This window comes from Myxococcus sp. NMCA1 (genome assembly GCF_026810205.1).
GTDB classification, from domain to species: domain Bacteria; phylum Myxococcota; class Myxococcia; order Myxococcales; family Myxococcaceae; genus Myxococcus; species Myxococcus xanthus_A.
In genome coordinates this window covers 2,901,674-2,924,119 of record NZ_CP113950.1, presented here as the reverse complement: position 1 = coordinate 2,924,119, position 22,446 = coordinate 2,901,674, and the positions used below count along the sequence as shown (strand labels likewise).

Here is a 22,446-nt window from a genome sequence, read left to right as displayed (position 1 = left end):
ACCCTGCCCTCCGATGACGCTTTGTGGGAAAACGCAGGACCATGACGTGTCGGATGGCGTTCCTGGGATGGCTGCTCGCCCTGCTGTCGGGATGCACGAGCATGCGCGCCCTGTGCCCGCTGGAGGGAGGCCGCCCCTGGGTGGAAGTGCGCAGTCCCCACTTCATCGTCCGCACCAACCTGGACACGGAGACGGCCGAGGAAGCGGCCCAGGAGCTGGAGCTGCTCCGCGAAGGACTGCTTCAGGCCTGGGGCGGCAGCTTCGACCCGCCGGGCACGGTGGACATCATCGTCCTCCACAACCGCAGCGCGATGGAGGAGTTCACCAACATCCGCATCGAGGGCTTCTCCACCCACACCGAGGACGGCCCGCTGCTGGTGCTGGCCGGGCACGCCTACGCGCTCAGCGAAGCCACCGCGGACATCACCACCCAGGCCCATGAGCTGACGCACTATCTCTCCGAGCTCGCGCTCGTCCGCCAGCCACGCTGGCTGTCAGAAGGGCTGGCCAGCTACCTGGAGACCATCGCCCTCAGGCCAGAGCGGCGCGAGGTCATCCTCGGGCGTATCCACGGGCCATTCTACACCCAGGTGCAGCGGCACGGCTGGCGCACGCTCGACGAGCTCTGGGAGTGGGACGGCAAGGGGCTGCTCGGCACCGCCGAGTCGCGGCAGTACTACGCGTCCTCCTGGCTGTGGGTGCACTTCTTCATCAGCCGGCACGGCGCGCGCTTCGAGGACTTCCAGAAGCGCCTCATGCACGGCGATGAACCCCGGCAAGCCTTCGAGGCCGCCTTCCGCGGCGAGGAGGACCTGGCTGGCGAGCTGAATGGCTACGTGCGCCGCCCTGGGCACATGAATTACCGCACCATCACCGCGCCGTTGGCGCCCGTGACGAGCCCGCTGCAATCGCGCCCCATGCGTGCGGCCGAGGTCCACGCCATCCGCGCCCAGCTGTTCCTGATGACACCGGGCGCGTCCCCCATGGAGGAGCGGCTGCCCCACATCGAACGGGAGATGGCGGAGGCCACGCGCGAGGAGCCCGGCAACGTGGACGCCATGCTGCTGCGCATCCGCTCCACGGAGGATCCGTTCCGCAGGCTCGCCCTGGCGCGGGAGCTGGTGGAGCGCCACCCCGACAGCGGGCACGCGTGGAACGCCATGGCGCAGGCGCTGGACGCCGCGGGCAATACGTCCGAAGAGCAAGAGGCCGCGAGGCTCCGCGCGGTGGAGCTGCTGCCCGGCAGCGTGAGCGCGCAGAACGGACTGGCCGGCTACTACGCGCGCACAGCCCAGCCGGAGAAGGGCCTGACGGCGGCGCAGCGGGCCCTGTCGCTGGCGCCGGGGAACGCGTCGGTGTTGGACACGTGGTCCACCCTCCTCTTCCAGCTCGGTCGCTGCCCGGAGGCGCTGGACGCCCAGCAGCTCGCGGTGGACATGCTCCACGAAGGCACGCCGCAGCGGCTGCGGCGGACCGTGCACGACACGCTGGCCCGCTATCAGGCCGTGTGCGGGCCCGATGCCCGTCCCTCCGCGGCGCCCCCGCCCACGGCGGCGCCTACAATGGAAACGCCGTGAGCCCACGGCCCCGCTGAAACGACGAAGCGCCGGAAGGGGCCCAGGTGGGCTCCTCCGGCGCTTCAAGGTCCTACGCAGCAAGCAGGACGGCGAGGACTACTTCAGCAGCTTCTCCAGCGGCTTCTTGTCGCTGCTCGACTGGTCCTTGGTCCAGTCCACCACCGGCGTCTGCCACGCCATGCCCGTCTCGGTGGGCTCGGGGGCCAGCTTCTCGAACTCGAAGCCGTCACCGCCGAAGTAGAGGTACTCCACCGTGGCGACCGTGTACTCCTTCTTCGGGTCCAGGGCCTTGCCCTTGGCGTCCTTGAACTTGCCCTTGCCCGCGGCCGTGAAGCCGGAGACGAGCGCGTTCGGGTTGGCCAGCTGCCGGGCCAGGTCCTCGCCCTTCAGCTTCACGACGAGGAGCGTGTTCTCGAAGGGCATCACCGAGTAGATGCTGCCGCGAGTCACCGGACCGGCGGGCAGGTCGCCGCGGATGCCGCCGCTGTTGAGGACGGCCGCGTCCGTGCCGAGCACGTTGCGCACCGCGCCCGCCACCCACTTCGCCATCTGGGGCGACGAATGGGGGATGCCGGCCTTGGAGAAGCCGATCTGCTGGCCCAGCACCTCGTCCAGCTGCGTCTTCCACTTGCCCACCAGCTGCGCCGTCTCCGCGTCCGGCGCGCCGCCCGACACCTCGACGACCTTGGTGTCCAGGCCGGTCAGCTTCTCACCCGCGGGCTTCGCCGGGTCGAAGGTGACGTGCGCGCGCAGGTACTTGCCGAAGCCACGGTCCAGCGACACGAAGCTGGTCGCGCCGTCCTTCAGCTCGACCGGCTGCGCGCAGCGGCCACCGGCCACCAGCGCCACCTTCCACTCGGGGTGCTTCGCCACCGCGGGCTGCAGATCGGTGACGCACTCGTCGGCGAGCACCACGACCACGTCCGCGCCGGCCTTGCGGGCCTCCGGAATGGCGGTGGTGAGCGCCTCCTCGTAGCCCGTCACTTCCAGGCCATCCGCGCGGCCGGGCATGGCGGTGCGGACCGTCTTCTCGGACGCCAGGCCCACCACGCCAATCTTGAGGCCGCGGCGCTCGAAGATCTGGAACGCCGGCATGGACAGGTCGCCCGCCAGCGCCGGGTCCTTCACCTTGAGGTTGGCGGCGAGGAACGGGAAGCCGCCCGCGCCGCGGTTCTTGAGGAAGGCCTCCTTGCCGAAGGCCAGCTCATGGTTGCCCAGGGCGGAGGCGGCGTAGCCCATGCGGCCCATGACCTCGGCCGTGGGCGTGCCCAGGAAGAAGGAGGAGATGGCCGGGCCGTTCCAATGGTCACCCGTGGCGAGCGCCAACGTGCTGGCGTCCGCGCACGTGGGCTGGCCCTCCCTCACGGGACCGGGACAGTGCTTCTCATCGGCCATCCAGCGGCCGAGCAGCTCCGCCGCGCCGCCCTTGCCCTCGGAGGGCTGGAGCTGGCCGAACGCGCCACCCGTCACGAGCAGCGTGACTTCGGTAGGAGCAGCGGGAGCCTTGGCTTCCGGCGCGGCGGCCGGAGGCGGAGTGGGATTGCTCTTCTCGCAGCCGGCAACGACACCGAGGGCGAGGACCAGCACGCCGGACAGCGGCTGGCGGAAGGGACGAGGACGGAGAGGGTTCGCGCTCACAAGTGCGCCTTTAGCACAACTCGGCTCGTGCTACGCTGAGACACGTGGCAGACAGCGACACGCGGCACGGCGGCTCCTCACCCGAAGGCAAGGTTCACAAGCACACAGAGCAGGGGTTTGCCGGCCAGGGCGAGGGCCGGGCACGCGAGTTCTGGGGAGAGGTGAGCGCAGGTGCGCGTCACTTCTCACTGAAAGATCGGAAACCGCCCGAAGGGCGCCTGCGCCAGTTCTTCTACGGCATGAGCCTGCCGTTCCACATTGGTGGAGCGCTGCTGGGCGACCCGGTCGCACGCAAACAATACATTCGTGTCGGGCTTCTCCAATCCGTTGCAGCTCTGGCATTGGCCTTGAGTTGCATGACTTCCGGAACTGAAGCGGCGGAAAGCGCCAGCAAGCGGGAGTCCCGAGCCGAAGCGCGCGCCAAGGCGGCGCAGTTTCGAAAAGTCGCCGAGGTCCTCGTCGACCAGCAGGTCAAGAAGGAGGCGGCGGCTGCCACCCGGCGCGCGAAGGAGGTTGAAGCGCAGACCCTCCAGCGCCTCCAGGAAATCGACGCGCAGGTTGCCCGGCGCAAGCAGGCCGACGCGCAGCACGCTGGCGAGGGGACGCCCTCTGGTCCCGAAGTGCAGCCCGAGACCGCGGCCATGGCTGGCGCCACCCCGAGCCCCTCCTCCGCCCTCTCGGACGACGAGTCCCCCGAGAACGCCCCCACCGGAGAGGCCGAGGACATCGAGGGAGCCACTCCGGACCCCCAGAAGCCCTCCCCCATCCCGGCGGACACGCCCGAAGCGCGGCTGGAGCAGCGCATCCGGGACGTGGAGGCCGCGGCCCAGGGGGCCGATGCGGGCACGTCCCTGGCGAAGGCCATCACCGCGCTGGTGATGGAAGCCACGAAGGACCTGGAGTCGGAGGCCCCGGCGTCCTCCGCCAAGGAGCGCACCGACGCCACGACGGACGACCCACACACCGCCGAGGACACCCAGGCTCCTGCTCACGAAAAGAGCACCTGGACGGTGAATGGCTTCTCCGTGTGGGGCTTGGCCTTCTGGGCGGCGCTGTTCGCCGCGCTGCAGTTGGCACAGTGGGTGGTCATCGCCCTGTCGCGGGACTACCACGACGCCATCTCCCGCAAGGCCAGCCTGCTCACAGGGCTGGAGCCAGAGGACGAGGAGTTCCCGCCGCGCGTGCGCCTCAACGTGGTGTGGCTGCGCAAGAAGATGAAGCGACGCTGGCGGTCCTTCCTGCTGCTCATGGTGGGCGTGCCGGCGCTGGTGGTGATCACCCTCCCGTTCATGTGCGCCTCCCGCCTCGTCTTCACCGCCCTGTTCACCGCCTGGGGCGCGTGGTGGTGGGTGGTCTTCACCGCCGCCAAGAGCGCGCGAGCCTGGGAGCCGTCCGCGGGGCCCACGCGGCCGCCCTGGTTCTTGCGGGTGTGGACGGTGCTCACCACGCGCGTGCCGGGCTTGCGGTGGGGCGCGCTTCAGCGGTACGGCGCGTCCTGGGGACGGCGAACGGAGGAGGTCTTCGCGCCCATCTCCAGCACGGAGCGCCACCCCTGGGTGTTCGCCGGGCTTGCGGTGGTTCGCTTCATGGGCTCATTTCCTCCGATGAAGTTCTTCGTCCGGCCGCTCATCCCCGTCGCCTCCGCGCACCTGCTGGACGAGGACGTGGCCGCGGCCAGGAAGGCGCTCGCCGCCGGTGCGAACGCCTCGCCGCCCGAAGCCGAGGTGCCCCGCCCCGCCGATGTGTGGTGACGGGAGGGACGTCCCCGCGCCGCTCGGCTCAGGAGTCGTCGCGCGAGCGGTCGTCGTTTCCATCCGGCGCCGGCCCATCCGGCAGCGGCGGCGCCAGGGGGCCCAGCGGCGCCGTCATCTCCAGCCGCTCGCCCGTCTCGCGCGAGTCCGGCAGGTCGATGAGCGCCTGGAGCTGCAGGCTCACCGCGCGGAAGAAGCCCGTCAGCAGCTCCGGCCGGTCCGCGAGCAAATCCAAGAAGTCACGCCGGTCGATGATGAGCACCCGCGTGTCCACCGCGGCCACCATGTCCGTGGGACGCGGTGCACCGTCGAGCAGGCTCACCTCGCCGAAGGCCTGTTTGCCCTGGAAGCGCAGCACGTGCTCGCCGTCGTGGAAGGCATCCACGGCGCCGTCGACGATGACGTAGAGCGCGTCGCCCGGGTCGCCCTGGGCGTAGATGCGCTCTCCCGCGCGGAACGACGCCTCGCGGGCCACGGCGGCGATGGCGGCGATGTCGTCCACGTCGCACTGGGAGAAGACACTCACCCCTTCCAGCGCGAACATCCGCTGGACTGTCCTGTCGCTCATGTCACCTTCCTGCGGGAGCACGTGCAGCCCGTTCACCCACGCCACATGGCGGGCACACGCGCGCAGCACTCCGTCTTCGCTCTGGACCAGCGCGGCCAGCCGCCGCCACAACCGGCCGGGCGCGCCGGGCGGAAGCTCACGGTGGTGCGCTTCCACCTGCTCCATCACCAGCTCCCGGTCCTCTTCGTCGACCAGGTTCTCCAACAGCTCCAGCGCCAACGCGCGACGGCGCGGGTCCGGCCCCACCAGGTTGTAGTGGATGCCGCGCATCACGTGCGACGGATGGAGCAAACCCAGGAGGAAGAAGGACAGCTCCAACGCCTGGTCCATCCGGTCGCCCACCGCGCGCGTGAGCAACGAGCCGTCCCCCAACGCCGCGCGCAGGTCGCGGAAGGCGCCCACCAGATTGCGGTAGACCTCCCGCCGCCGGCCCAGGGCCTCGCGCACGCGCTCCACGTCCACGGGGTGCTCGGGGTGCTCGTCGCGCAGGCGCGACATCTGCGCGCCAATCCGGAAGTGCAGGGACGCGTCGTCGCGCACGTTGGAGAACAGCAGCGCGTCCAGCGCCGCCGGTGTTCCGATGCCGCGCAGCACGCGAGGCAGTTGCAGCCGCATCGCCAGCGGCGCCACGCGGTTGTTGAGCTGGTCCTCCACCAGCGGCGTCACCTCGTCGCCCAGCGCCACCAGCGCCTCGCGTGCCGCCTTGCGTTCCTCCCGCCAGGTGAGGAACGGCAGCAGCCGGGGCGCCAGCTCCGCGTAGCCGCCCTTGCCCACCGCGACCAGGGCCACGTGCCGCACGGAGGCGTCCGCGTCCTCCAGATAGCGCGCCAGCGGCTCCGCGAAGCGTGAGTTCTGGATGCGCCCCAGCAGCCGCGCCACCTCGCGGCGCTCGGACACCGGTGCGCCCTCGCCGCGCGACAACATCGCCCGCAGCGCGTCCAGCGCCACGGCGCTCCCCGTCGACTTCACCAGCGCGCCAATGGCCGCGCAGCGCAGGCCCACGTCCGGATGGGTCAGCAACGCGGGCAGCAGGCGCTCCGCCCGCTCCGGAGACAGCCGCGCCAGAGCCCACACGGCCTGGTCCCGGGGCCGGCGTGGCCCTTCCTCCACCAACCGCTCCAGCACCGGCGCCAGTTCGTACGCCTCCAGCTCCAGGGCCAGGGAGACGCCGCGCTCCAGCACGCGCTCGTGCGGGTGGCGCAGCAGCGCGGGCAGGTGCGGACGCAGCGGCACCTCCGCCTGTTCCATCATCGCCACCGCGCGCAGCACCCGCTCCGGAGAAGGCGCCGCCAGGGCCTCTGCCAGCAGCCGCTGCTCCTCCTCGCCCTCCAGCGCCACGTCTTCTTCCTCGGGCGCCCCCACCTGCTCGCCCAGCGCGGCCACGTACGCGGGCTTCATCCGCACCAGCAGCAGGCCCAGCCCCGCGCACATGCCCACCACCGCCACGGCCATGAAGGCGCCGTTGGCCGCGCGCCCCGCGCCGATGAGCAGCAGGCCGGCCAGCACGACGCCGCCCTTGCGCAGCAGCCCATCCACCGTGGCGCGCAGGCCCTCGCGCTGGTCGTCCGGCACCGCGGCGTAGAGCAACTGGATGCCCACCGGGAGGATGGAGTAGCTCACCGCCGTCTCCACCAGCCGCAGCAGGTGCACCGGCCACAAGCTGGGGGTGACGAGCGCCGCGCCCGCCAGCGGGGCCAGGACCAGCGGCACCATCGCCACGTAGCGCAGGAGCCCCAGCCGCTTCAGCAGGCGCTGAGCCACCAGCAGCTGGAAAGCCACGCAGAACAGGCCAATCCACAGCTGGAGCGAACCGAAGAGCGCCGTCAGCGCGTCCTCGCTCAGCGTGCCTTCCAGGCGCAGCCGGAAGAGGTAGTCCACGAACGACGACAGCACCGCGAACGCGATGCCCAGCGCCGCCAGCACCTGGGCGTAGGGGCTCTCCGCCAGATAGCGCAGCCCCAGGAAGGACGCGGGGCGGCCGCGCGGCGGCGTTGGCGGCAGGCCCTTGTACAGGTGGTGGAAGATGGCGCCCGCGGCGAGCAGGCCCACGGCGCCGCTCACCACGATGGCCGGCGTGCCCAGCTTCACCGCCAGGCCCTGCACCAGCAGACCTCCGGCGATGCCTCCGCCCATGGCGAAGCCGTTGAGCGCGGTGAAGGCCCGGCGCGCCTCACGCGCGTCGAACGCGGCCGCCATGCGGCCCCAGAAGCGGAAGGACACGAACGTGGAGAAGGTGTCCGCGAAGAGGTACAGCGCCAGCGCGGGCATGCGCTGCCCCGCGGACAGGGCCCCCGCCAGCACCAGCGCCACCACGCCGCCCATGCCCGTGAGCAGGCCCGGGGACTCGAAGGGCGAGCCCGGCTTGGAGCGCGGCAGCACCGTCATGGCCGCCGTCATCAACGCGCCCAGCAAGTACAGGTACGGCAGCGCCTGGGACTCGAAGCGCGACAGCACCAGGGCGTTGGAAGCCGTCTTCAGCTGCGTCACCCCTGCGATGAGCGCGAACTGAAAGGCTGCCGCCGGCCAAAGGCGGCGGTTCCATGATGAAGAGTCGGAGGGGAGCACGGTGCGAGTGCGCGGCAGACTACCCCACGCCCTCTCGCCCCAAGAATAGCGCTGTCGTGCGAGGTGCCGCTCGCCTGCCCTCCGGACGGCGGGCAAGTCACTTCGGACACCTTCACCCGACTTCCGCCGCCCTCACTGAAATCGTTGGAGCCGCGACGAATGTGCCTCGAGCCGCCCGCACGTGCGCCGCCGCGGCTAGACTGTGTCGGTGACGACCGCCACCGACACCCTGCTGGACGGCACCCACACGGTGCTCACCCCCGAGTACGTGGAGTTCCGCTTCACGCTCGCGGGCCTGTACTCGCGCTTCCTGGCGTGGCTGCTGGACGCCGTCATCGTCACGCTGCTCACCGGCACCATCCTGACGACGCTCAGCCTGGTGATGTTCGCCTTCCCGGGCTTCGCCAGCGCGCTGTCCATCGTCATCTACTTCCTGGTGGACTGGGGCTACGCGATAACGCTGGAGACGGTGTGGAGCGGACGCACCGTGGGCAAGCGGGTGATGTCGCTGCGGGTCATCCAGGAGAGCGGCGTGCGCATCGGCTTCTACCACGCGGCGCTGCGCAACCTGGCGCGTCCGGTGGACCGGCTGCCCCTGTTCTACCTGGTGGGAGGGCTCACCGCGCTCGTGTCCGGCTCCCAGCAGCGGCTGGGGGACATGCTGGCGGGAACGCTGGTGGTGCGCGAGCGGCGCCTGAAGGTGCCCTCCGCCCTGGGAACCCCCGGCGAGGAAGGGCTGCTGGCGGATCCGCTCTTCGTGTCGCGCGTGAAGCGCCTGTCCAGCGAGGAGCGGGAAGTGGTGCTGACAGCGGCCCTGCGCCGCGAGGATCTGCGCATGGAGGCGCGGCTCCGGCTATTCGCGGCGCTGGGAGCACGGCTGCAGGACGCGCTGGCCATGGAGAAGCCGGCCCACCTCTCCGACGAGAAGTGGGCGCTGCTGGTGGCCGCGGCCCTGCTACCGCCGAAGGGACAGCCTAGAAGTACGCCGCAGCGCCGGCAGACAGCGTGAGCGTGCGCTGCGTCTTCTCGTTGAGCGCGATGTAGAAGTTGTACTGCGCGCGCGCGCCCACGCTCACCGAGTCCGACACGAAGAAGTCGATGCCGACGTTGGGGCCAATGCCCACGAAGTTGCTGACGCTGTTCTTGAAGACGACGAGGTAGCTCAGGTCCGAGCCCACATAGGGGCGGATGGACTCCTCCATCAGCAGGTACCGGATGCCGATGGACGGCGCCAGGCCCACCACGCGCTTCTCGTTGCGGTCCGTGGTGTCGCGCGGGAACGCGATCTTCGACAGGGAGACCACCTCGAAGCCGTTCTCGATGTAGAGGCTGGCGTCGACGCCCACGAAGAACGCGTCATCCAGGCCGTTCGTCCGGTTGAAGTCCATGTAGCCCAGTGACAGGCCCAGGCTGCGATTGGCGAACTGGGCATGCGCGGGGCTGGCCGACAGCAGTGCCAGGGTAAAGCCGAGGGTGCAGAGCAGGGTACGCATGGGCCGCCACTCTACCGGCGTAACCCCCGGAAAACAGCCTGGATTCAAGCCACTCCGGGCGTTGCCTGGGCGCGGGCGCTCTCCTACACTCGCTCCGCCATGCGTGTCCGCCGACTTGTTGCTGCGCTGTCCCTGGTCTCCGCCCTGCCCTTCGTCGCCTGCGTCCGGACCCCGCCGCCGCATGAGCGGGCGCTCATCAACAATGAGCTGTGCACGCAGGAGATGGCCAAGGGCGACCTGACCCGCGCGGATACGTTCTGCGACCTGGGCCTGGAGTTCTCCCCCCAGTACGCGGACCTCTGGTCCAACAAGGGCCTCATCGCCATGTACTCGGGCCGCTACGAGGACGCGAAGAAGCACTTCATCAAGGCCCTGCGCTACAACCAGGAGCACCTCCAGGCGTACCAGAACCTCGGCGCCATCTACATGCAGGAAGGTGCGTACGGGAAGGCGCACGACAACTTCCGCCGGGCCCTGAAGGTCAACCCGGACAACCTCGAGTCGCGCTACAATCTGGCCCTCTCTCTGATGAAGATGGGGAAGATGGACGAGTCCAAGAAGGAGCTGCGCACGCTCCTGGCCGTCAACCCCGGTATCGCCGACGCGCACCACACCTTAGGTGTCATCGCCTACTCAGAAGGTGAATACGACACGGCTGGCGAGCACCTCTCCCGGGCCACGCAACTGGTCCAGGATTCGCCCGTGATGTGGCACGACCTGGGCACCGCGCTGATGGAGCTGGGCCGCTTCCAGGAAGCGCGTGAGTCCTTCGCCAACTGCGCCCAGCTGGACCCCAGCAACAGCAGCTGCATCAACAACCTGTCCCTGGCTCAGCGCAAGACGGCCCTCACCGACGCGGCCTTCAAGGAGATCAAGGACACGCAGCAGGCGGAGAACTCCGCGCCCGCGCTCTACATCCTCGCGCGTCAGTACCGCGAGAAGGGCCTGCTGGCGGAGGAAGAGGCCACCTACCGCAAGTGCGTCAAGCTGGATGCGAAGTACGCCGCCTGCCACTACGGCCTCTACGAACTCTTCTTCGAAGCCCACAAGCGCGAGCACGCGCAGATCGCCTGCAAGAACTTCCTGAAGTACGGGACGTCTGAGGAATTCCCCACGGAGTACCAGACGTGTGAGAGATTCCTGAGCGACGCGACGTTCTGATGTCCCGCCTTCCCGACTCCCCTCCTCCTCGATGAGCGTTCGTCTCACCGTCACGCAGCGCAGCGAGGCCGGCGCTGCCCAGAGCACCGAGTTCGTCCTCGACGACGCGGTCATCACCCTGGGCCGCGACAAGGCTTGCCAGGTCGTGCTCGCCCAGCAGGCGGTGTCGCGCAACCATGCGCGCATCTGCCAGGAGGGGACGCTCTTCTTCGTGGAGGACCTGGGCAGCTCCTACGGCACGCAGATCAACGGCAAGCCCGTGCCCAAGGGCGAGAAGCGGCTGCTGCGCAACGGCGACGTCATCGCCATCGCCACGTTCGACGTCCGCTTCGAGCGGGTGATGGACCTGAACCCCGAAGCTGGAGGGGAAAAGACGTCCTTCATCGCCCGGGGCATGGTGAAGGACGCCATGCGCGGCCTGGCCGGCGGCGGCGAGGAGCGCTACCTGCGCTTCATGAACGGCCCCCGCGAAGGCGAGCGCATCGAGCTGGGGGACGCGAAGGAAGTCATCCTGGGCCGCGACGAGAAGGACGCGGACATCATCCTCAAGGATGACCTGGTCTCCCGGAAGCACGCCAAGGTGCGCCGCGACTGGTCCGGTACGCATGTGGAGGACTTGGGCAGCCGCAACGGCATCAAGGTGAACAAGAAGCGGGTCAACCGCCGGCAGCTCAAGGACGGGGACGAGCTGGAGGTGGGCGCCACCCGATTCCTGTACGTGGACCCCACCGAGCCGGCCGAGGAGCCCGTTCAGCTGGCCGCCGAGGTCAAGGCTCCGCCTCCGCCCTCGCCCCGTCGTCCGCGCCCGGAGCCCAAGCCCGTGGAGCCCCCGCCGGAGGAGGAGCCCGCGCCTCCGCCCGAGGAGCCCGCGCCCGCGCCGGAAGAGCCGCCCGCCGAGGACCCCGCGCCTCCGCCCGAGGAGCAGGTCTCCGAAGAGCCGCCCCCGCCGGTGTCGGCGGAGTACCCCATGCCGGATGAGTCCGCCCAGCCGGGCGCGATGGAGGCGCTCAAGGACAAGGGCAAGCTCGTGCCCCTCGTGGTGATGGGCGTGGTGGGCCTGGTCTTCCTCGTGCTGATGATTGCCGTGCTCGCGGGCGCCTAGCGTCTGGGCGAAGCCTATGTGCCCCAGGCGCATGGCGCCAGCGGCGCGGGAGGGCCTGTTCGCCCGAGGCGCCTGACTCCCGGCACGGCCCATGCGCCCTGTCACAGCACGGCAGGTCCTGCTCTGGGGAGACTCCGTGCGGCAGCCCCCCTCAAGAGGAGAGGCCCGCCCTGCGCGGGGGAACCGCACCTGCCCTCGTGAGTGGGCGGCCTTCCGCCCGCGCGTCCATGTCACGCGCGGGCGGAACTCAACCCGCGGCTAGCGCGTGGAGATGCGCGCCACCGGCTGGATGTTCAGCTCGGGCGACAGCTCCTGGTAGCTGAGCACGGAGAACGACGGGTTGAACTCGTACTCCAGCAGCTTGCGGACGTAGCGGCGGATGTCCATGGCCGTGAGGATGACGGGCCGCTGCGCGCTGGGCGGCAGGTGGCCACACTCCGAACGCACGGCCTGGACGATTTCCTGCGCCAGCTCCGGCTCCAGCGCCAGGTGCGCGCCCGCGGAGGTCCGCTTCACCGAGCCGCGGATGGCGTCCTCGATGTTCGGGTCCAGCAGGTACACCACCAGGGTGCCGGTGCCACGCGCGTACTTGTGGGAGATGTAGCGGCGCTGGGCCGCGCGGACATGCTCGGTGAGCATGACGTTGTCCGCCTCCACCTGCCCGTACTCGGCCAGGGCCTGGAGGATGCCGCGCAGGTCACGGATGGAGATCTCCTCCTCCACCAGGCGCTGGAGGATGTCCGTCAGCTTCAGCACGTTGACGACCTTGGGGACGACCTCCTTCACGATGGCGGGGAAGGCCTTCTCCAGCTGCTCCAGCATCGTCTGCGTCTCCTGCACGCCGACGAACTCGCGGGCGTTGCGCCGCAGCACGGCGGCGGTGTGCAGGATGATGTAGCCGGGCACGTCCCACGTCGTGAGGCCGGCGGCCTCTAGCGTGTCGCGGTACTGCTCGGGGACCCAGGCGGCGGGCTGCCGGGTGGCGGGGTTCACCGCCTCGAAGCCCTGGATGTTCATCAGCCGCAGCCGGTCCACCGTGTCGTTCACCAGGACGTGGCCCAGCGTGGCCTGGCCGGTGACGACGGGCACCTCGTTGATTTGAATCTGGTACGCGCCCGGCGGCAACGAGCCGTTGCCACGCGCACGCACGCCCGGGAAGCGGACACCCAGTTCCACGAAGAGACCATCACGCATGAACGGGATGAGCTCGAAGAGGAACTTCCCGTTGTCCTGGCGCGAGTCCACGAAGGGAACCAGCGCGTCAGAGACCTCCAGGACGATGGGCGTGACGACGGGGATGAACAGCTCGGAGTCCGGATTGAGGGCCTCCTTGGGCGCGGGCTCGGAGGCCATCGGCGTGCCCAGGTCCGTCTCCATGGCCGGACCGGCATCCTCCGCCTCCACCGCCTGCTTCTGCTTCTTCAGCATCGTCCAGGCGCCCAGGCCCGCGCCGATGCCCAGCAGGAAGAAGGGAATCTTGGGCAGACCGGGCACCAGGCCCAGGACGATGAGCATGCCGGCGGCGATGGCGATCGCCTTCGGATAGGCCGTCAACTGGGAGCCCACGTCCATGCCCAGGTGATTGCCCTCTTCCTCACCCGCCACGCGCGTCACGATGATACCGGCGCAGGTGGAGACGAGGATGGCGGGAATCATGCCGACCAGACCGTCACCGATGGTGAGCAGCGTGTACTTCTGCGCCGCGTCGCCCGCCGACATGCCCTTCTGCGTCACGCCGATGATGAGGCCACCGACGATGTTGACGACGGTGATGATGATGCTCGCGATGGCGTCGCCCTTCACGAACTTCATGGCGCCGTCCATGGCGCCGAAGAGCTGGCTCTCACGCTCCAGGTCGCGGCGCTTCTTCTTGCCCTGGTCCTGGTCGATGGAGCCCGCCCGCAGGTCGGCGTCGATGGACATCTGCTTTCCGGGCATCGCGTCCAGGGTGAAGCGCGCGGCCACTTCGGCGACGCGCTCCGAGCCCTTGGAAATCACGATGAAGTTCACGATGACCAGGATGATGAAGAGGATGGCGCCGACGACGAAGTTGCCCTGCACCACGAAGTTTCCGAACGCCACCACCACCTCTCCCGGGTCACCGGTGAGGAGGATGAGACGCGTGGTTGAGATGGTGAGCGACAGCCGGAACATCGTGGTGATGAGCAGCAGCGTCGGGAACACCGACAGGTGCAGCGCCGCTGGCACGTAGAGGGACACGAGGAGCAGCACCACCGAGATGCTGATGTTCAGCGTCAGCAGCACGTCCAGCAGCAGCGTGGGCAGCGGGACGATCATCATCCCGACGATGGCCACGACCACCACGGCGAGGACGATGTCGGAGTACTTGGAGAGGAAGCTGTTCGGATTGGTGGCAGCCATCAGCGGTCAGGCATCCTAGGACAACCCGGGTACCTTCTGTCAGGGGGGGCGTCGCGATGGGCCCCCTCCCCCACGGCGAAACCCGCCGTTCTCCCTCGTGCGGAAGCAGCCGGGCAGTCAACCGAAGTGGACATTCGTTCTTGCACCGCGCCCCGTCACGCGGGTTCATCCCCCCTGTCGTGCCCTGCCGTCCTGGAGGGCCGGGGCAGGCCACACGAAACCTGGGAGAACACGATGCGATTGAAGAATGCCTTGGGCAGGGGTCTTCCGCTGATGTTGCTGGGTGCGTCCCTGGCCTGTTCGGCCTGCTCGGACGGCGGCACCGGCGGCCCTGGCCCCTCTGTCGACAGGGAGAAGAACGTCGTCAAGGGCAAGGCCACGGACACCGCGGGCAAGCCCCTGGCCGGGGTGGAGGTGGTGGCCGACAACCAGGTCCTCTACAACTCCAATGTGGTGGGCGTGACGGGCGCGGACGGCACGTACCGGCTGGAGCTGGGCCAGGCGGCGACCACCTGGAACGCCAGCGCGCGGCTCAAGCGCGACTTCAACGGCCGCAGCTACACCTTCGAGCTGCACCCCAGCAGCGCCACCCCCTTCGCGGGCAACGAGGGCGCCGTCCGGGACTTCAGCTGGAAGCTGACCGGCGCGAAGCCCGAGGGCGGCGCCTACGGCAGCGGCGTCTACTTCAACCTGACGGACTACGTGGATCCGGCCGACCCGGATCAAGCCCTGCAGCGCGAGCACGTGGAGCTGACGCTCACCCCGGTGGGCTCGCTGGTGGACGGCAGCACCGGGACGCCGGTGACGGCCCGGGGCACCAACACGCCGGACGGCTTCGGCTTCCCGGACCTCCCGTTGGGACGCTACACGGTGACGGGCCGTTATGCGCCGCCAGGACAGGCCGTCCGGCCGCTGCAGGTCCGCGTGCAGGACCAGGGCACCTACGCTGAATCCGTGACGGCCGACTTCCAGCCCGTCATGGAGGGGTTGTACCGCCTGGACGTGGAGCTGAAGTTCCCCTGAGCCCAAGGGCCAGGGAAGGCGGGCCGGGGCCTTCGAGCGGCCCCGCCCGCGCCTACGCCGCGCCGTCGGAGGACGGCGACTCCTCGGCGCTCTCCAGCGCCGCGGCGGCCAGCATCCGAGCGCGGGCGCTGAGCGGATCCTGTCCTTCGGGGTCCAGACCCACCGCGTGATTGAAGTCCCGAGCCGCCTCGTGGACCTTGCCGAGCCGCAGGTGGACTTCCCCGCGGTTGACGAAGGGCGTGAGGTCCGTGGGGTCCAGTTCAATGGCGCGGTTGAAGTAGGACTCAGCCAGGTCCAGGTCTTCCAGCGCCAGGTGGCAGGCGCCCAGCGCCGTCTGGAAGTAGGCCTCGGTGGGGTCCATGGACGCCAGGGACTGGAACAAGGTCAGCGACTCACGGAAGCGGCCGTCCTGGAAGAGGTTGAAGCCTTCCGTGGCCCGTTCGAGCATCTCCGGGCCAGACAGGGGCTTCACGTCGTCGTTGGTCACCGTTGCCTTGGATTCAGTCGTCATCTGCACACATCCCTCACGAGGGCGGGAGGACGGCCCCGGAGCCGGTAGGGCAAGCGGTTCCGGGCGCCGGGAGCTTAGACTGTTATCGGCTTTTCCACCAAAACGGTGCGCCGCTTCGGAAGCGATATTCCCGCCGCCGGCGCGAAAAAATGGATCAGAAAATGGGGAGGAAACTTCCGGACCCCTTTCCCCCATAATCCTTTTGTAAGCAGCGCCGCCGCAAACCACCCGCTTCCCAAACTTTCTGGAGAACGCCATGACCACCGCCACCACCGCCGCCGCCGCCGCCACGAAGGCCCTCGGAGCCAGCCAGGGTCTCTCCGCCCTCGAGCAGAAGTCCCTCTCCGGTCTGACGGGTCCGGACCGTGAGCGCGCCGAGGCGCAGCTGATGCTCCAGAAGCAGCAGGAGGCCACCGCCTTCGTGGCCAACCTGATGAAGAAGCTCAACGAGATCGCGATGTCCGTCATCGGCAAGATCTAATCCTGCCGCTGTAACGCGACTCTCGGAGCCGGCTTCCCTCACGGGATGCCGGCTCCTTGCTTTTGCGGGCTTGAACGGGCCCCAGCACCACCCAATCCCCTCCCCGCCCGGAAACGACGAAGCCCGGACTGCGCGACGACTCGCGCGGCCCGGGCCGTGTGTGTTGCGACGGGAGGGGGCATGCCCCCGAGGGCCTACCGGGACTTCTTCACCTGGTCGGCCTGCTGCTTGAGGGTGCGCAGCGTCGCGTGGGCGCGCTGCGTGGCACGGCGCTTGAGGCCCGGGTCCAGTTGGATGGCCTTGCTGAGGTCCGCGAGCGCCTCGGGGACATTGCCCCGGCGCAGCTGGATTTCACCCCGGCCGACCAGCGCGTCCACGTGGCCGTCGTTGAACTGGAGCGCCAGCCGGAAGGCGTCGAACGCCTCGTCGAAGCGCTCCAGCGTCATGAGGGTCGCCCCGAGCTGCGCGTGGAAGACGGCGTCGGTGGGCGAGGCGGCCACGAGGCCCTGGAAAATCTGCAGGGCCTGCTGCGAGCTACCCGCCTGGAGGAGTTGATAGGCCTTTTCCGCCCAGGCGTAGAGCTGCGTGTTGGAGAGGTTGAGGAACTGCCCCAGGGTGATTTCGCCGCGGATCACCGCCTCGGCGAGTGTCTCCGGGACGACGACCTTCTCTTTTTCACCCCTGGGGGCCGAGTCGCTCACGACAACCTCGAGAAGGGCCAGGCAGTCCCCCACCTGGCCTGATGAAGTACGTCCAGCGGCTAGAACGACTGGGGACCGCGGAAGCGGACCATATCATTCAGCTTGGACAGCTTCTCCAGCGTCCCGAACATGTCACCCAGCGCCTTGAAGGACTGGGTCAGCCCGGACTTGTGCTGGTTCTTGTCGTAGGCGCCGAAGAGGTCGTCCGCCTTGCGGAACGGGTTGAAGCCGTTCGCGTTGGTGTTCTTGAGCTGGTCGAACACCTTGCTGATGGAATCGAACGTCTCGTTCAGCTTGTTCAGCTCGGGCTTGCCACTGCTCATGTCCCAGGGCAGCGGCTTCGCCTGGGGCAGGTTGGTGTTCATGTCCCAGTTCTGGGCCACCTCACCCGCCGCGGGGGCATCCGCCGCCGCCGAGTAGTTGAAGGCCATGGTGCGCGGCTCGGTGATGACGGCCTCGCCCACCTTGTGCACGTCGCCGCCGTTCTCGTGGCCGACAATCTCCTTGCCATGGAACGTCCAGTCGGCAGCGTTCTGCCCCATGTGGAAGACGTCCGCGGACTGGTTCGAGTGGAAGCGGACGACCTCGTCCATGCCCTTGTTGGTGACCTGGCCGACCTTGCCCTTGCCCTTGTCGATGTCCGTCACGCGCACGTGGCTGTCGCCGTAGACGACGTCCAGCTGGCCCGTCACCGTCATGCCGTTGCCCCAGGGCTTGCAGGAGCAGTTGATGCGGGTGCCGTCACCCAGGACGAAGGAGGTGTCGCGCTTGAAGTCGAACTTGCCGCCGTCGCTCTCGTCGACGTGCGGATCACCCCAGACGCGGGTGTTGTTGCCGTCCGGCCCCGTTACGCGCCACTCGAACTGGCCCAGCTGCTCGATGGTGTAGCCGCCCGGGGTGGTGATCTTCCCGGTGCCCTCTTCCACCTTCAGGGAGTTCGCCTCACGCACCGCGTCCAGGGGGTTGGGACGCTCGGCGGGGAAGGCGGCGTTGGTGCCCGTCGCGCCCGCCTGCTTCGTGGAGGCCGCGGCCTGGGACATCTGATCCACGGCCTTGCCGGCGACGCTCACCGCCTTGCCCGCCAGGTCAACGGCCTTTTCGACCAGATTCAGCGTCGACTCGATGAGCTGCGCGTTGCGCGCGATCGTCGAGGTGTTGACGTTACCCACGCCCTGCGTCGTGGTGAGCTGCCGGTTACCGCCAACTCCGCCGATGCCGTTCGACATATTCGGTGCTCCCTAAGGAGGGGGAAATGTTCGATGCTGCTTCACCGTGATTTTCGGTGTTCCGCGCTGGGAGTTTCGCCTCGGTGCGTCGCTTTTCTTAAAAGGAGGCACGAGCCGATCACGCGGGGCGGGGGCACCTCTTGCCAGGGCGGGAAAAAGAATCAGAAAATCCCGAGGAAACTTCCGGACCCCTTTCTCCCATAATCCTTTTGTAAGCAGCGCCGCCGCAAACCACCCGCTTCCCAAACTTTCTGGAGAACGCCATGACCACCGCCACCACCGCCGCCGCCGCCGCCACGAAGGCCCTCGGAGCCAGCCAGGGTCTCTCCGCCCTCGAGCAGAAGTCCCTCTCCGGTCTGACGGGTCCGGACCGTGAGCGCGCCGAGGCGCAGCTGATGCTCCAGAAGCAGCAGGAGGCCACCGCCTTCGTGGCCAACCTGATGAAGAAGCTCAACGAGATCGCGATGTCCGTCATCGGCAAGATCTAATCCTGCCGCTGTAACGCGACTCTCGGAGCCGGCTTCCCTCACGGGATGCCGGCTCCTTGCTTTTGCGGGCTTGAGCGACTCGCCGCGCCGCCCACTCCCCTTCCCCAGCACCCCGCAAAGCAAAACCGCCGCCCCGGTCAGAGACCCGGGCGGCGGCTTCAAGGACAGGCGTGCGGCGGGGCCGCTCGCAGTCGAGCTACTCGCCCCACATGTCCTTGAGGAGCTCCTTGCGACGGCTCATCAGCTTCCCGAAGAAGTTGTCGTCCCGCATCTTCTGGAACATCGCGTTCGTCTCGTGCTTCTTCGTCGTCGACTCGGCGTGCGACTTGACGTCGTCGGCGGAGGCGTTCGGGTTGCTCTTGACGAAGGCCTCCATCTCGCCCTGGACCTTCTCCTTCACCGTGTTGATCCGGCCTTCGCCCAGGTACTGGAGGCTGCCCTTGATCTCCGGCTCGTTCATCCGGTCCACGGCGGAGTTCAGCACGCCCTCCCACGCCTGCTTCTGGGCCTCGGGGGTCGTCGTCGTCGACTTGCGCGTCGTCGCGGACGCGTTGTTCGCAATCTTGGTGGTCACGGGGAAATCTCCTCGGAAGAAAAGAACGTCTCGAGGGAGTTATCGTCGGCGCCAGGCCCCAAGTTGCGTCCCCAAGGGCCAGGCGCCGACGCGGTGAGACTAGCCCTTGAGCTTGCCCAGGCTGGGGTTCTTCATCCAGGCCTTGAAGGACTCCAGGTCCTTCTGCTCGGCCTTGACGTCCGGCGGCGCGGCCGGCGGAGGCGGCACGTCACCCGTCAACGAGGCGTGCTTCTTGCTGCTCGTCTCAAAGGCGTCCTTCGCACCACCCGGCCCGGCGGGGGCCTTGGGCGCGGCGGCCGGAGCCGCCGTGGCGGCGGGCGCGGAGGCAGCGGCTTCGTCGGTGGAGAAGCCACGGGCGTTCAGGTACGCCTGCATCCACTCCACGGACTCCACCAGCACGGGCGGCATGGTGGCCAGGGCCGGCGTCTTCGTCGCCTCGTTCAGGTGCCGGGTAAAGGCGTCCTTCACGTCCTGGTAGAGCTGGAAGCTCAGCGAAGCACCGGGCTTGGTGTTGCCCAGCAGCGAGGACATCTTCCGCATCACCTGCTGCAGCGTACCCGTCGCGGACTTCGCCTGGTTCTCCAGCTCGGTGACGAGACGCTCGCGCTTGGCGACCAGTTCGGGCGGGGCCTCCGGAGGCATCTGGGCGGGAACGCGCGGATCAGGATTCGGGTTCGACATGTCAACGACCTCCCTGACGACGAAGAATTGAGCGTCGGGCAGCCTACCAGACTCCCCGGAAGAACAGTCGATTCCGGATGTGAAATGCGGCCCTCAGCGGCGGCTCAGGGCGGAGATCATGGCCGCCGCCTTGCGCACCACGGGGTCATCCCCCGGCTGCATCGCCGCCGCCCGGCGCAGATCCTCCAGCGCCTGGGGCTTCTGGCCCATGGCCAGCTTCACTTCCGCGCGCCCCACGTAGACGGACGGATCATGCGGCGTCAGCTTGGCGGCTACGTCGAAGGCCGCCAGCGCCCCCTGCCCGTTCCCAGCCGCCATCTCCACCACGCCCAGGGCCTTGGCGAAGTAGGCATCCGTCGGGTTGACGGCATACAGGCCCTGGAAGAGCGTGCGCGCCTCGCTCACCCGGCCTTGATAGAAGAAGTAGTAGGCCGTCTTGGCGATGGCGTAGAGCTCTTCGTCCGAGTAGCCACGCACGTCCCGCAGCGTGGCCTTGCCATCCGCCCAGCGCTGCAGAAGCGTGTCCAGCTTCGCCTCGTCCTTCGGATCATCCGGGTCCAGGACCGCCATGACGCTAGTAGCCCTCGTCCTTCTGCGCGTCCCACATGCGGCGGATGATCTCCTTCGTCTCCTCGTTCACCTGATCCACCAGGGAGAGCATGGCGGATTCGCGGTGCAGCAGCGCCTTGAGCCGCTCCAACCGGTCCGGGGCCGCCTTCACCTTGCCCAGGCCCCGCTCCAGCATCCGGCGCTGGTCCTCGTGCCCCCGGCCCGCCACGCTGGACAGGTGGGGCCGGTCGCTGAATCTCTCCAGGTCCGCCTCATGCCCGCCGGGGTGCGGCGGCAGCGGCAGGCGGAGCTCCTCCGAGGAGTGCGCCGGCCCGATGAAGTCCAGCAGCGCCGCGGACGCGAGCGCCGGGTTCTTCGGGTTGCCCGTCTTGCGGAGCTTCTTCCGGTCGACCTGCGCCGGGTCGACGAGCCGCTCGCGGACGCTGCGGGGACCGCCCCAGGGCCACAGGGACGTATTCGGAGGCGGATTGTTGATTCTGGCCATCGTGATACCGAACCTCACTCCAGATGGGTGGGGGACGTCCAGCCCCCCTAGCGCCTGGCGGCCGCGGCCGCCTGCTCCCGTTGCAGCTCGTAGACGAAGTTCAGGACCTCGGCCACGGCGTCATACAGCTCCTCGGGGACCTCCTGGCCCACCTCCACCCGGTAGAGGGCATTGGCCAGGTTCACGTTCCGCATGAGGGGGATGTTGTGCTCGCGGGCAATCTCGCGAATCTTCTCCGCCTTGAGCCGCATGCCCTTGGCCACCACGCGCGGCGCGCCGTCCTTCTCCTTGTCGTACTTCAACGCGATGGCGATTTCGGCGTCGTCACTCATGGGAGGCCCCGCTGTCCCTGCATGATAGCCACACCCGGCCCGCTCACGCGCGGCCCTCGGGGACCGGCTGGCCGGACTTCAAGCCGTAGACGAAGTTGAGGACCTCGGCGACCGCGTCGTACAGCTCCTCCGGGACTTCGTGCCCCACCTCCACCCGCAGCAGGGCGTGGGCCAGGGGCACGTTGCGCAGCGTGGGCACGTCCTGCTCGCGGGCAATGGCCTTGATGCGCTCGGCCTTGAAGTCGATACCCCGGGCCAGCACGCGCGGCGCGCCGTCCTTCTCCCGGTCGTACTTGAGAGCCACCGCCACGTGGTCCGGGTTGGTGACGATGACGTCGGCGTCACGCACGGCCTCCATCTGCGCACCCTCCATGATTTCCTGGTGCAGCTCCTTGCGCTTGGCCTTGTGGTGCGGGTCGCCCTCGCTCTGCTTGTACTCCTTCTTCACCTCCTCCTTCGTCATCATCATGTCCTTCATGAAGGACTTGCGCTGCCACCAGACGTCGAAGACGCCGAAGAGGACGAAGAGGAGCGCCACCCGCGTGGCGACGCGCGTCACCAGCTCTCCCATGATGGCCATGATGCCGCGAGTGTCCTGCCGCAACGTTTCGACCACCATGGGCATGGAGTCGCGCACCACGCCGTAGACGACGTAGGCGGTGACGGAGATTTTGATGAGGTTCTTCAGCAGTTCAACAATCGCCTTCTTGTTGAACAGGTTCTTCATGCCCTGGATGGGGTTGAGCTTCTCCATCTTGGGCATCAGCGGATCCATGGTGAAGAGCGTCCCCACCTGGAGGTACTCCAACAGTCCGCCGACAATGGCCCCGCCCGCCAGCACCGGCAACGACACCAGCACCACCGCTCGCACGCCCAGGTAGAGCAGCTGCCCGGTGGCGACCGACAGGTCCACCGGGTTCGTCAGGTGGTCGAAGGAGAACAGGAAGAGCGACGTCAGCTCCGTCTCCAGCATGTCCCAGCTGCCTTTGACGGCAGCCAGCCCCACCACGAGCACACCCACGCCGCTGAGGTCCTTGCTCTTCCAGACCTGCCCCTTCTTGCGTGAGTCATCCAGCTTCTTCTGGGATGGCTCTTCTGTTTTTTCGCCGCTCTCGTCCGACATGGCGCGTCCCGGATG

22 protein-coding genes are annotated in these 22,446 nt (G+C 68.5%); 8 read left to right on the top strand and 14 right to left on the bottom strand.

The window, feature by feature from the left end; translation table 11 throughout:
* Positions 1–53 precede the first annotated feature (53 nt).
* A complete protein-coding gene (locus OZ403_RS12655; protein ID WP_140878315.1) occupies positions 54–1,577 on the top strand; it encodes a hypothetical protein in 1,524 nt (507 codons plus the stop codon).
* A 96-nt stretch (positions 1,578–1,673) separates the two neighbouring features.
* On the opposite strand, the gene OZ403_RS12650 is transcribed toward OZ403_RS12655, so the two are convergent.
* Complete coding sequence (locus tag OZ403_RS12650; RefSeq protein ID WP_140789837.1) at positions 1,674–3,215, bottom strand: bifunctional metallophosphatase/5'-nucleotidase; 1,542 nt, start codon at positions 3,213–3,215, stop codon at positions 1,674–1,676.
* Between the two features lie 185 nt (positions 3,216–3,400).
* Positions 3,401–3,805, bottom strand: coding sequence for a hypothetical protein (locus OZ403_RS12645; RefSeq protein WP_237081857.1), 405 nt, complete (start codon positions 3,803–3,805; stop codon positions 3,401–3,403).
* A gap of 51 nt (positions 3,806–3,856) precedes the next feature.
* On the opposite strand from OZ403_RS12645, the gene OZ403_RS12640 reads away from it, so the two are divergent.
* Entirely contained in the window at positions 3,857–4,966 is a 1,110-nt protein-coding gene (locus OZ403_RS12640; protein ID WP_268784308.1) for a hypothetical protein, read from the top strand.
* A 28-nt stretch (positions 4,967–4,994) separates the two neighbouring features.
* Here OZ403_RS12640 and OZ403_RS12635 read toward each other — a convergent pair whose 3' ends face one another.
* Positions 4,995–8,099: a cyclic nucleotide-binding domain-containing protein gene (locus OZ403_RS12635; RefSeq protein WP_140789833.1), complete on the bottom strand. Its 3,105-nt coding sequence runs from the start codon at positions 8,097–8,099 to the stop codon at positions 4,995–4,997.
* Positions 8,100–8,301: 202 nt separating this feature from the next.
* On the opposite strand from OZ403_RS12635, the gene OZ403_RS12630 reads away from it, so the two are divergent.
* Entirely contained in the window at positions 8,302–9,108 is an 807-nt protein-coding gene (locus OZ403_RS12630; protein ID WP_140797940.1) for an RDD family protein, read from the top strand.
* Here the strand turns inward: OZ403_RS12630 and OZ403_RS12625 are convergent.
* A complete protein-coding gene (locus tag OZ403_RS12625) occupies positions 9,074–9,592 on the bottom strand; it encodes an outer membrane beta-barrel protein (protein WP_174256944.1) in 519 nt (172 codons plus the stop codon). The two genes, OZ403_RS12630 and OZ403_RS12625, sit on opposite strands and share 35 nt — an antisense overlap.
* A 222-nt stretch (positions 9,593–9,814) precedes the next feature.
* On the opposite strand from OZ403_RS12625, the gene OZ403_RS12620 reads away from it, so the two are divergent.
* Together OZ403_RS12620 and OZ403_RS12615 are read left to right on the top strand one after the other, a co-directional pair.
* Positions 9,815–10,753, top strand: a complete 939-nt coding sequence (locus OZ403_RS12620) for a tetratricopeptide repeat protein (RefSeq protein WP_140797938.1) — start codon at positions 9,815–9,817, stop codon at positions 10,751–10,753.
* A gap of 31 nt (positions 10,754–10,784) precedes the next feature.
* Positions 10,785–11,855 carry an FHA domain-containing protein gene (locus OZ403_RS12615; protein ID WP_140874308.1) on the top strand — a complete coding sequence of 357 codons (1,071 nt, stop codon included), beginning with the start codon at positions 10,785–10,787 and terminating at the stop codon, positions 11,853–11,855.
* Positions 11,856–12,113: 258 nt separating this feature from the next.
* Here OZ403_RS12615 and sctV read toward each other — a convergent pair whose 3' ends face one another.
* The gene (gene sctV / locus OZ403_RS12610) at positions 12,114–14,237 is read right to left on the bottom strand and encodes a type III secretion system export apparatus subunit SctV (protein WP_140789823.1); all 2,124 of its coding nucleotides are present in this window, start codon (positions 14,235–14,237) and stop codon (positions 12,114–12,116) included.
* Between the two features lie 234 nt (positions 14,238–14,471).
* On the opposite strand from sctV, the gene OZ403_RS12605 reads away from it, so the two are divergent.
* On the top strand, positions 14,472–15,260 hold the full coding sequence (locus OZ403_RS12605) for a carboxypeptidase-like regulatory domain-containing protein (RefSeq protein ID WP_174258735.1): 789 nt from the start codon (positions 14,472–14,474) through the stop codon (positions 15,258–15,260).
* A 52-nt stretch (positions 15,261–15,312) separates the two neighbouring features.
* On the opposite strand, the gene OZ403_RS12600 is transcribed toward OZ403_RS12605, so the two are convergent.
* Entirely contained in the window at positions 15,313–15,771 is a 459-nt protein-coding gene (locus OZ403_RS12600) for a tetratricopeptide repeat protein (protein WP_140789821.1), read from the bottom strand.
* 256 nt (positions 15,772–16,027) lie between these two features.
* Between OZ403_RS12600 and OZ403_RS12595 the strand changes: the two genes are divergently transcribed.
* The gene (locus OZ403_RS12595; RefSeq protein ID WP_002640925.1) at positions 16,028–16,252 is read left to right on the top strand and encodes a hypothetical protein; all 225 of its coding nucleotides are present in this window, start codon (positions 16,028–16,030) and stop codon (positions 16,250–16,252) included.
* A gap of 194 nt (positions 16,253–16,446) precedes the next feature.
* Here OZ403_RS12595 and OZ403_RS12590 read toward each other — a convergent pair whose 3' ends face one another.
* A complete protein-coding gene (locus OZ403_RS12590) occupies positions 16,447–16,953 on the bottom strand; it encodes a tetratricopeptide repeat protein (protein WP_268784307.1) in 507 nt (168 codons plus the stop codon).
* A gap of 59 nt (positions 16,954–17,012) precedes the next feature.
* Positions 17,013–18,179 carry a DUF1521 domain-containing protein gene (locus tag OZ403_RS12585; RefSeq protein ID WP_268784306.1) on the bottom strand — a complete coding sequence of 389 codons (1,167 nt, stop codon included), beginning with the start codon at positions 18,177–18,179 and terminating at the stop codon, positions 17,013–17,015.
* 263 nt (positions 18,180–18,442) lie between these two features.
* On the opposite strand from OZ403_RS12585, the gene OZ403_RS12580 reads away from it, so the two are divergent.
* Positions 18,443–18,667: a hypothetical protein gene (locus tag OZ403_RS12580; RefSeq protein ID WP_002640925.1), complete on the top strand. Its 225-nt coding sequence runs from the start codon at positions 18,443–18,445 to the stop codon at positions 18,665–18,667.
* Positions 18,668–18,863: 196 nt separating this feature from the next.
* Here the strand turns inward: OZ403_RS12580 and OZ403_RS12575 are convergent, their stop codons facing one another.
* From OZ403_RS12575 to sctU, 6 genes are all read right to left on the bottom strand, one after another.
* Positions 18,864–19,241 (bottom strand): hypothetical protein, encoded by a 378-nt coding sequence (locus OZ403_RS12575; RefSeq protein ID WP_140789817.1) that lies wholly within the window; start codon positions 19,239–19,241, stop codon positions 18,864–18,866.
* 99 nt (positions 19,242–19,340) lie between these two features.
* Complete coding sequence (locus OZ403_RS12570; RefSeq protein WP_268784305.1) at positions 19,341–19,922, bottom strand: hypothetical protein; 582 nt, start codon at positions 19,920–19,922, stop codon at positions 19,341–19,343.
* 93 nt (positions 19,923–20,015) lie between these two features.
* A complete protein-coding gene (locus OZ403_RS12565; RefSeq protein WP_140789813.1) occupies positions 20,016–20,492 on the bottom strand; it encodes a SycD/LcrH family type III secretion system chaperone in 477 nt (158 codons plus the stop codon).
* 4 nt (positions 20,493–20,496) lie between these two features.
* Positions 20,497–20,976: a hypothetical protein gene (locus OZ403_RS12560; protein WP_026113929.1), complete on the bottom strand. Its 480-nt coding sequence runs from the start codon at positions 20,974–20,976 to the stop codon at positions 20,497–20,499.
* Between the two features lie 47 nt (positions 20,977–21,023).
* Positions 21,024–21,308 carry an EscU/YscU/HrcU family type III secretion system export apparatus switch protein gene (locus tag OZ403_RS12555; RefSeq protein ID WP_011552525.1) on the bottom strand — a complete coding sequence of 95 codons (285 nt, stop codon included), beginning with the start codon at positions 21,306–21,308 and terminating at the stop codon, positions 21,024–21,026.
* 43 nt (positions 21,309–21,351) lie between these two features.
* Complete coding sequence (gene sctU, locus OZ403_RS12550; RefSeq protein WP_140789811.1) at positions 21,352–22,431, bottom strand: type III secretion system export apparatus subunit SctU; 1,080 nt, start codon at positions 22,429–22,431, stop codon at positions 21,352–21,354.
* Positions 22,432–22,446 lie beyond the last annotated feature (15 nt).

What these genes read in the sequence shown, in the direction of transcription:
- OZ403_RS12600 (WP_140789821.1), bottom strand. Translation starts at nt 15,771, where the DNA reads ATGACGACTGAATCCAAGGCAACGGTGACCAACGACGACGTGAAGCCC.
- OZ403_RS12560 (WP_026113929.1), bottom strand. Translation starts at nt 20,976, where the DNA reads ATGGCCAGAATCAACAATCCGCCTCCGAATACGTCCCTGTGGCCCTGG.
- OZ403_RS12570 (WP_268784305.1), bottom strand. Translation starts at nt 19,922, where the DNA reads ATGTCGAACCCGAATCCTGATCCGCGCGTTCCCGCCCAGATGCCTCCG.
- OZ403_RS12655 (WP_140878315.1), top strand. Translation starts at nt 54, where the DNA reads ATGGCGTTCCTGGGATGGCTGCTCGCCCTGCTGTCGGGATGCACGAGC.
- sctU (WP_140789811.1), bottom strand. Translation starts at nt 22,431, where the DNA reads ATGTCGGACGAGAGCGGCGAAAAAACAGAAGAGCCATCCCAGAAGAAG.
- OZ403_RS12595 (WP_002640925.1), top strand. Translation starts at nt 16,028, where the DNA reads ATGACCACCGCCACCACCGCCGCCGCCGCCGCCACGAAGGCCCTCGGA.
- OZ403_RS12585 (WP_268784306.1), bottom strand. Translation starts at nt 18,179, where the DNA reads ATGTCGAACGGCATCGGCGGAGTTGGCGGTAACCGGCAGCTCACCACG.
- OZ403_RS12565 (WP_140789813.1), bottom strand. Translation starts at nt 20,492, where the DNA reads ATGGCGGTCCTGGACCCGGATGATCCGAAGGACGAGGCGAAGCTGGAC.
- sctV (WP_140789823.1), bottom strand. Translation starts at nt 14,237, where the DNA reads ATGGCTGCCACCAATCCGAACAGCTTCCTCTCCAAGTACTCCGACATC.
- OZ403_RS12580 (WP_002640925.1), top strand. Translation starts at nt 18,443, where the DNA reads ATGACCACCGCCACCACCGCCGCCGCCGCCGCCACGAAGGCCCTCGGA.
- OZ403_RS12605 (WP_174258735.1), top strand. Translation starts at nt 14,472, where the DNA reads ATGCGATTGAAGAATGCCTTGGGCAGGGGTCTTCCGCTGATGTTGCTG.
- OZ403_RS12625 (WP_174256944.1), bottom strand. Translation starts at nt 9,592, where the DNA reads ATGCGTACCCTGCTCTGCACCCTCGGCTTTACCCTGGCACTGCTGTCG.
- OZ403_RS12555 (WP_011552525.1), bottom strand. Translation starts at nt 21,308, where the DNA reads ATGAGTGACGACGCCGAAATCGCCATCGCGTTGAAGTACGACAAGGAG.
- OZ403_RS12620 (WP_140797938.1), top strand. Translation starts at nt 9,815, where the DNA reads ATGGCCAAGGGCGACCTGACCCGCGCGGATACGTTCTGCGACCTGGGC.
- OZ403_RS12640 (WP_268784308.1), top strand. Translation starts at nt 3,857, where the DNA reads ATGGCTGGCGCCACCCCGAGCCCCTCCTCCGCCCTCTCGGACGACGAG.
- OZ403_RS12615 (WP_140874308.1), top strand. Translation starts at nt 10,785, where the DNA reads ATGAGCGTTCGTCTCACCGTCACGCAGCGCAGCGAGGCCGGCGCTGCC.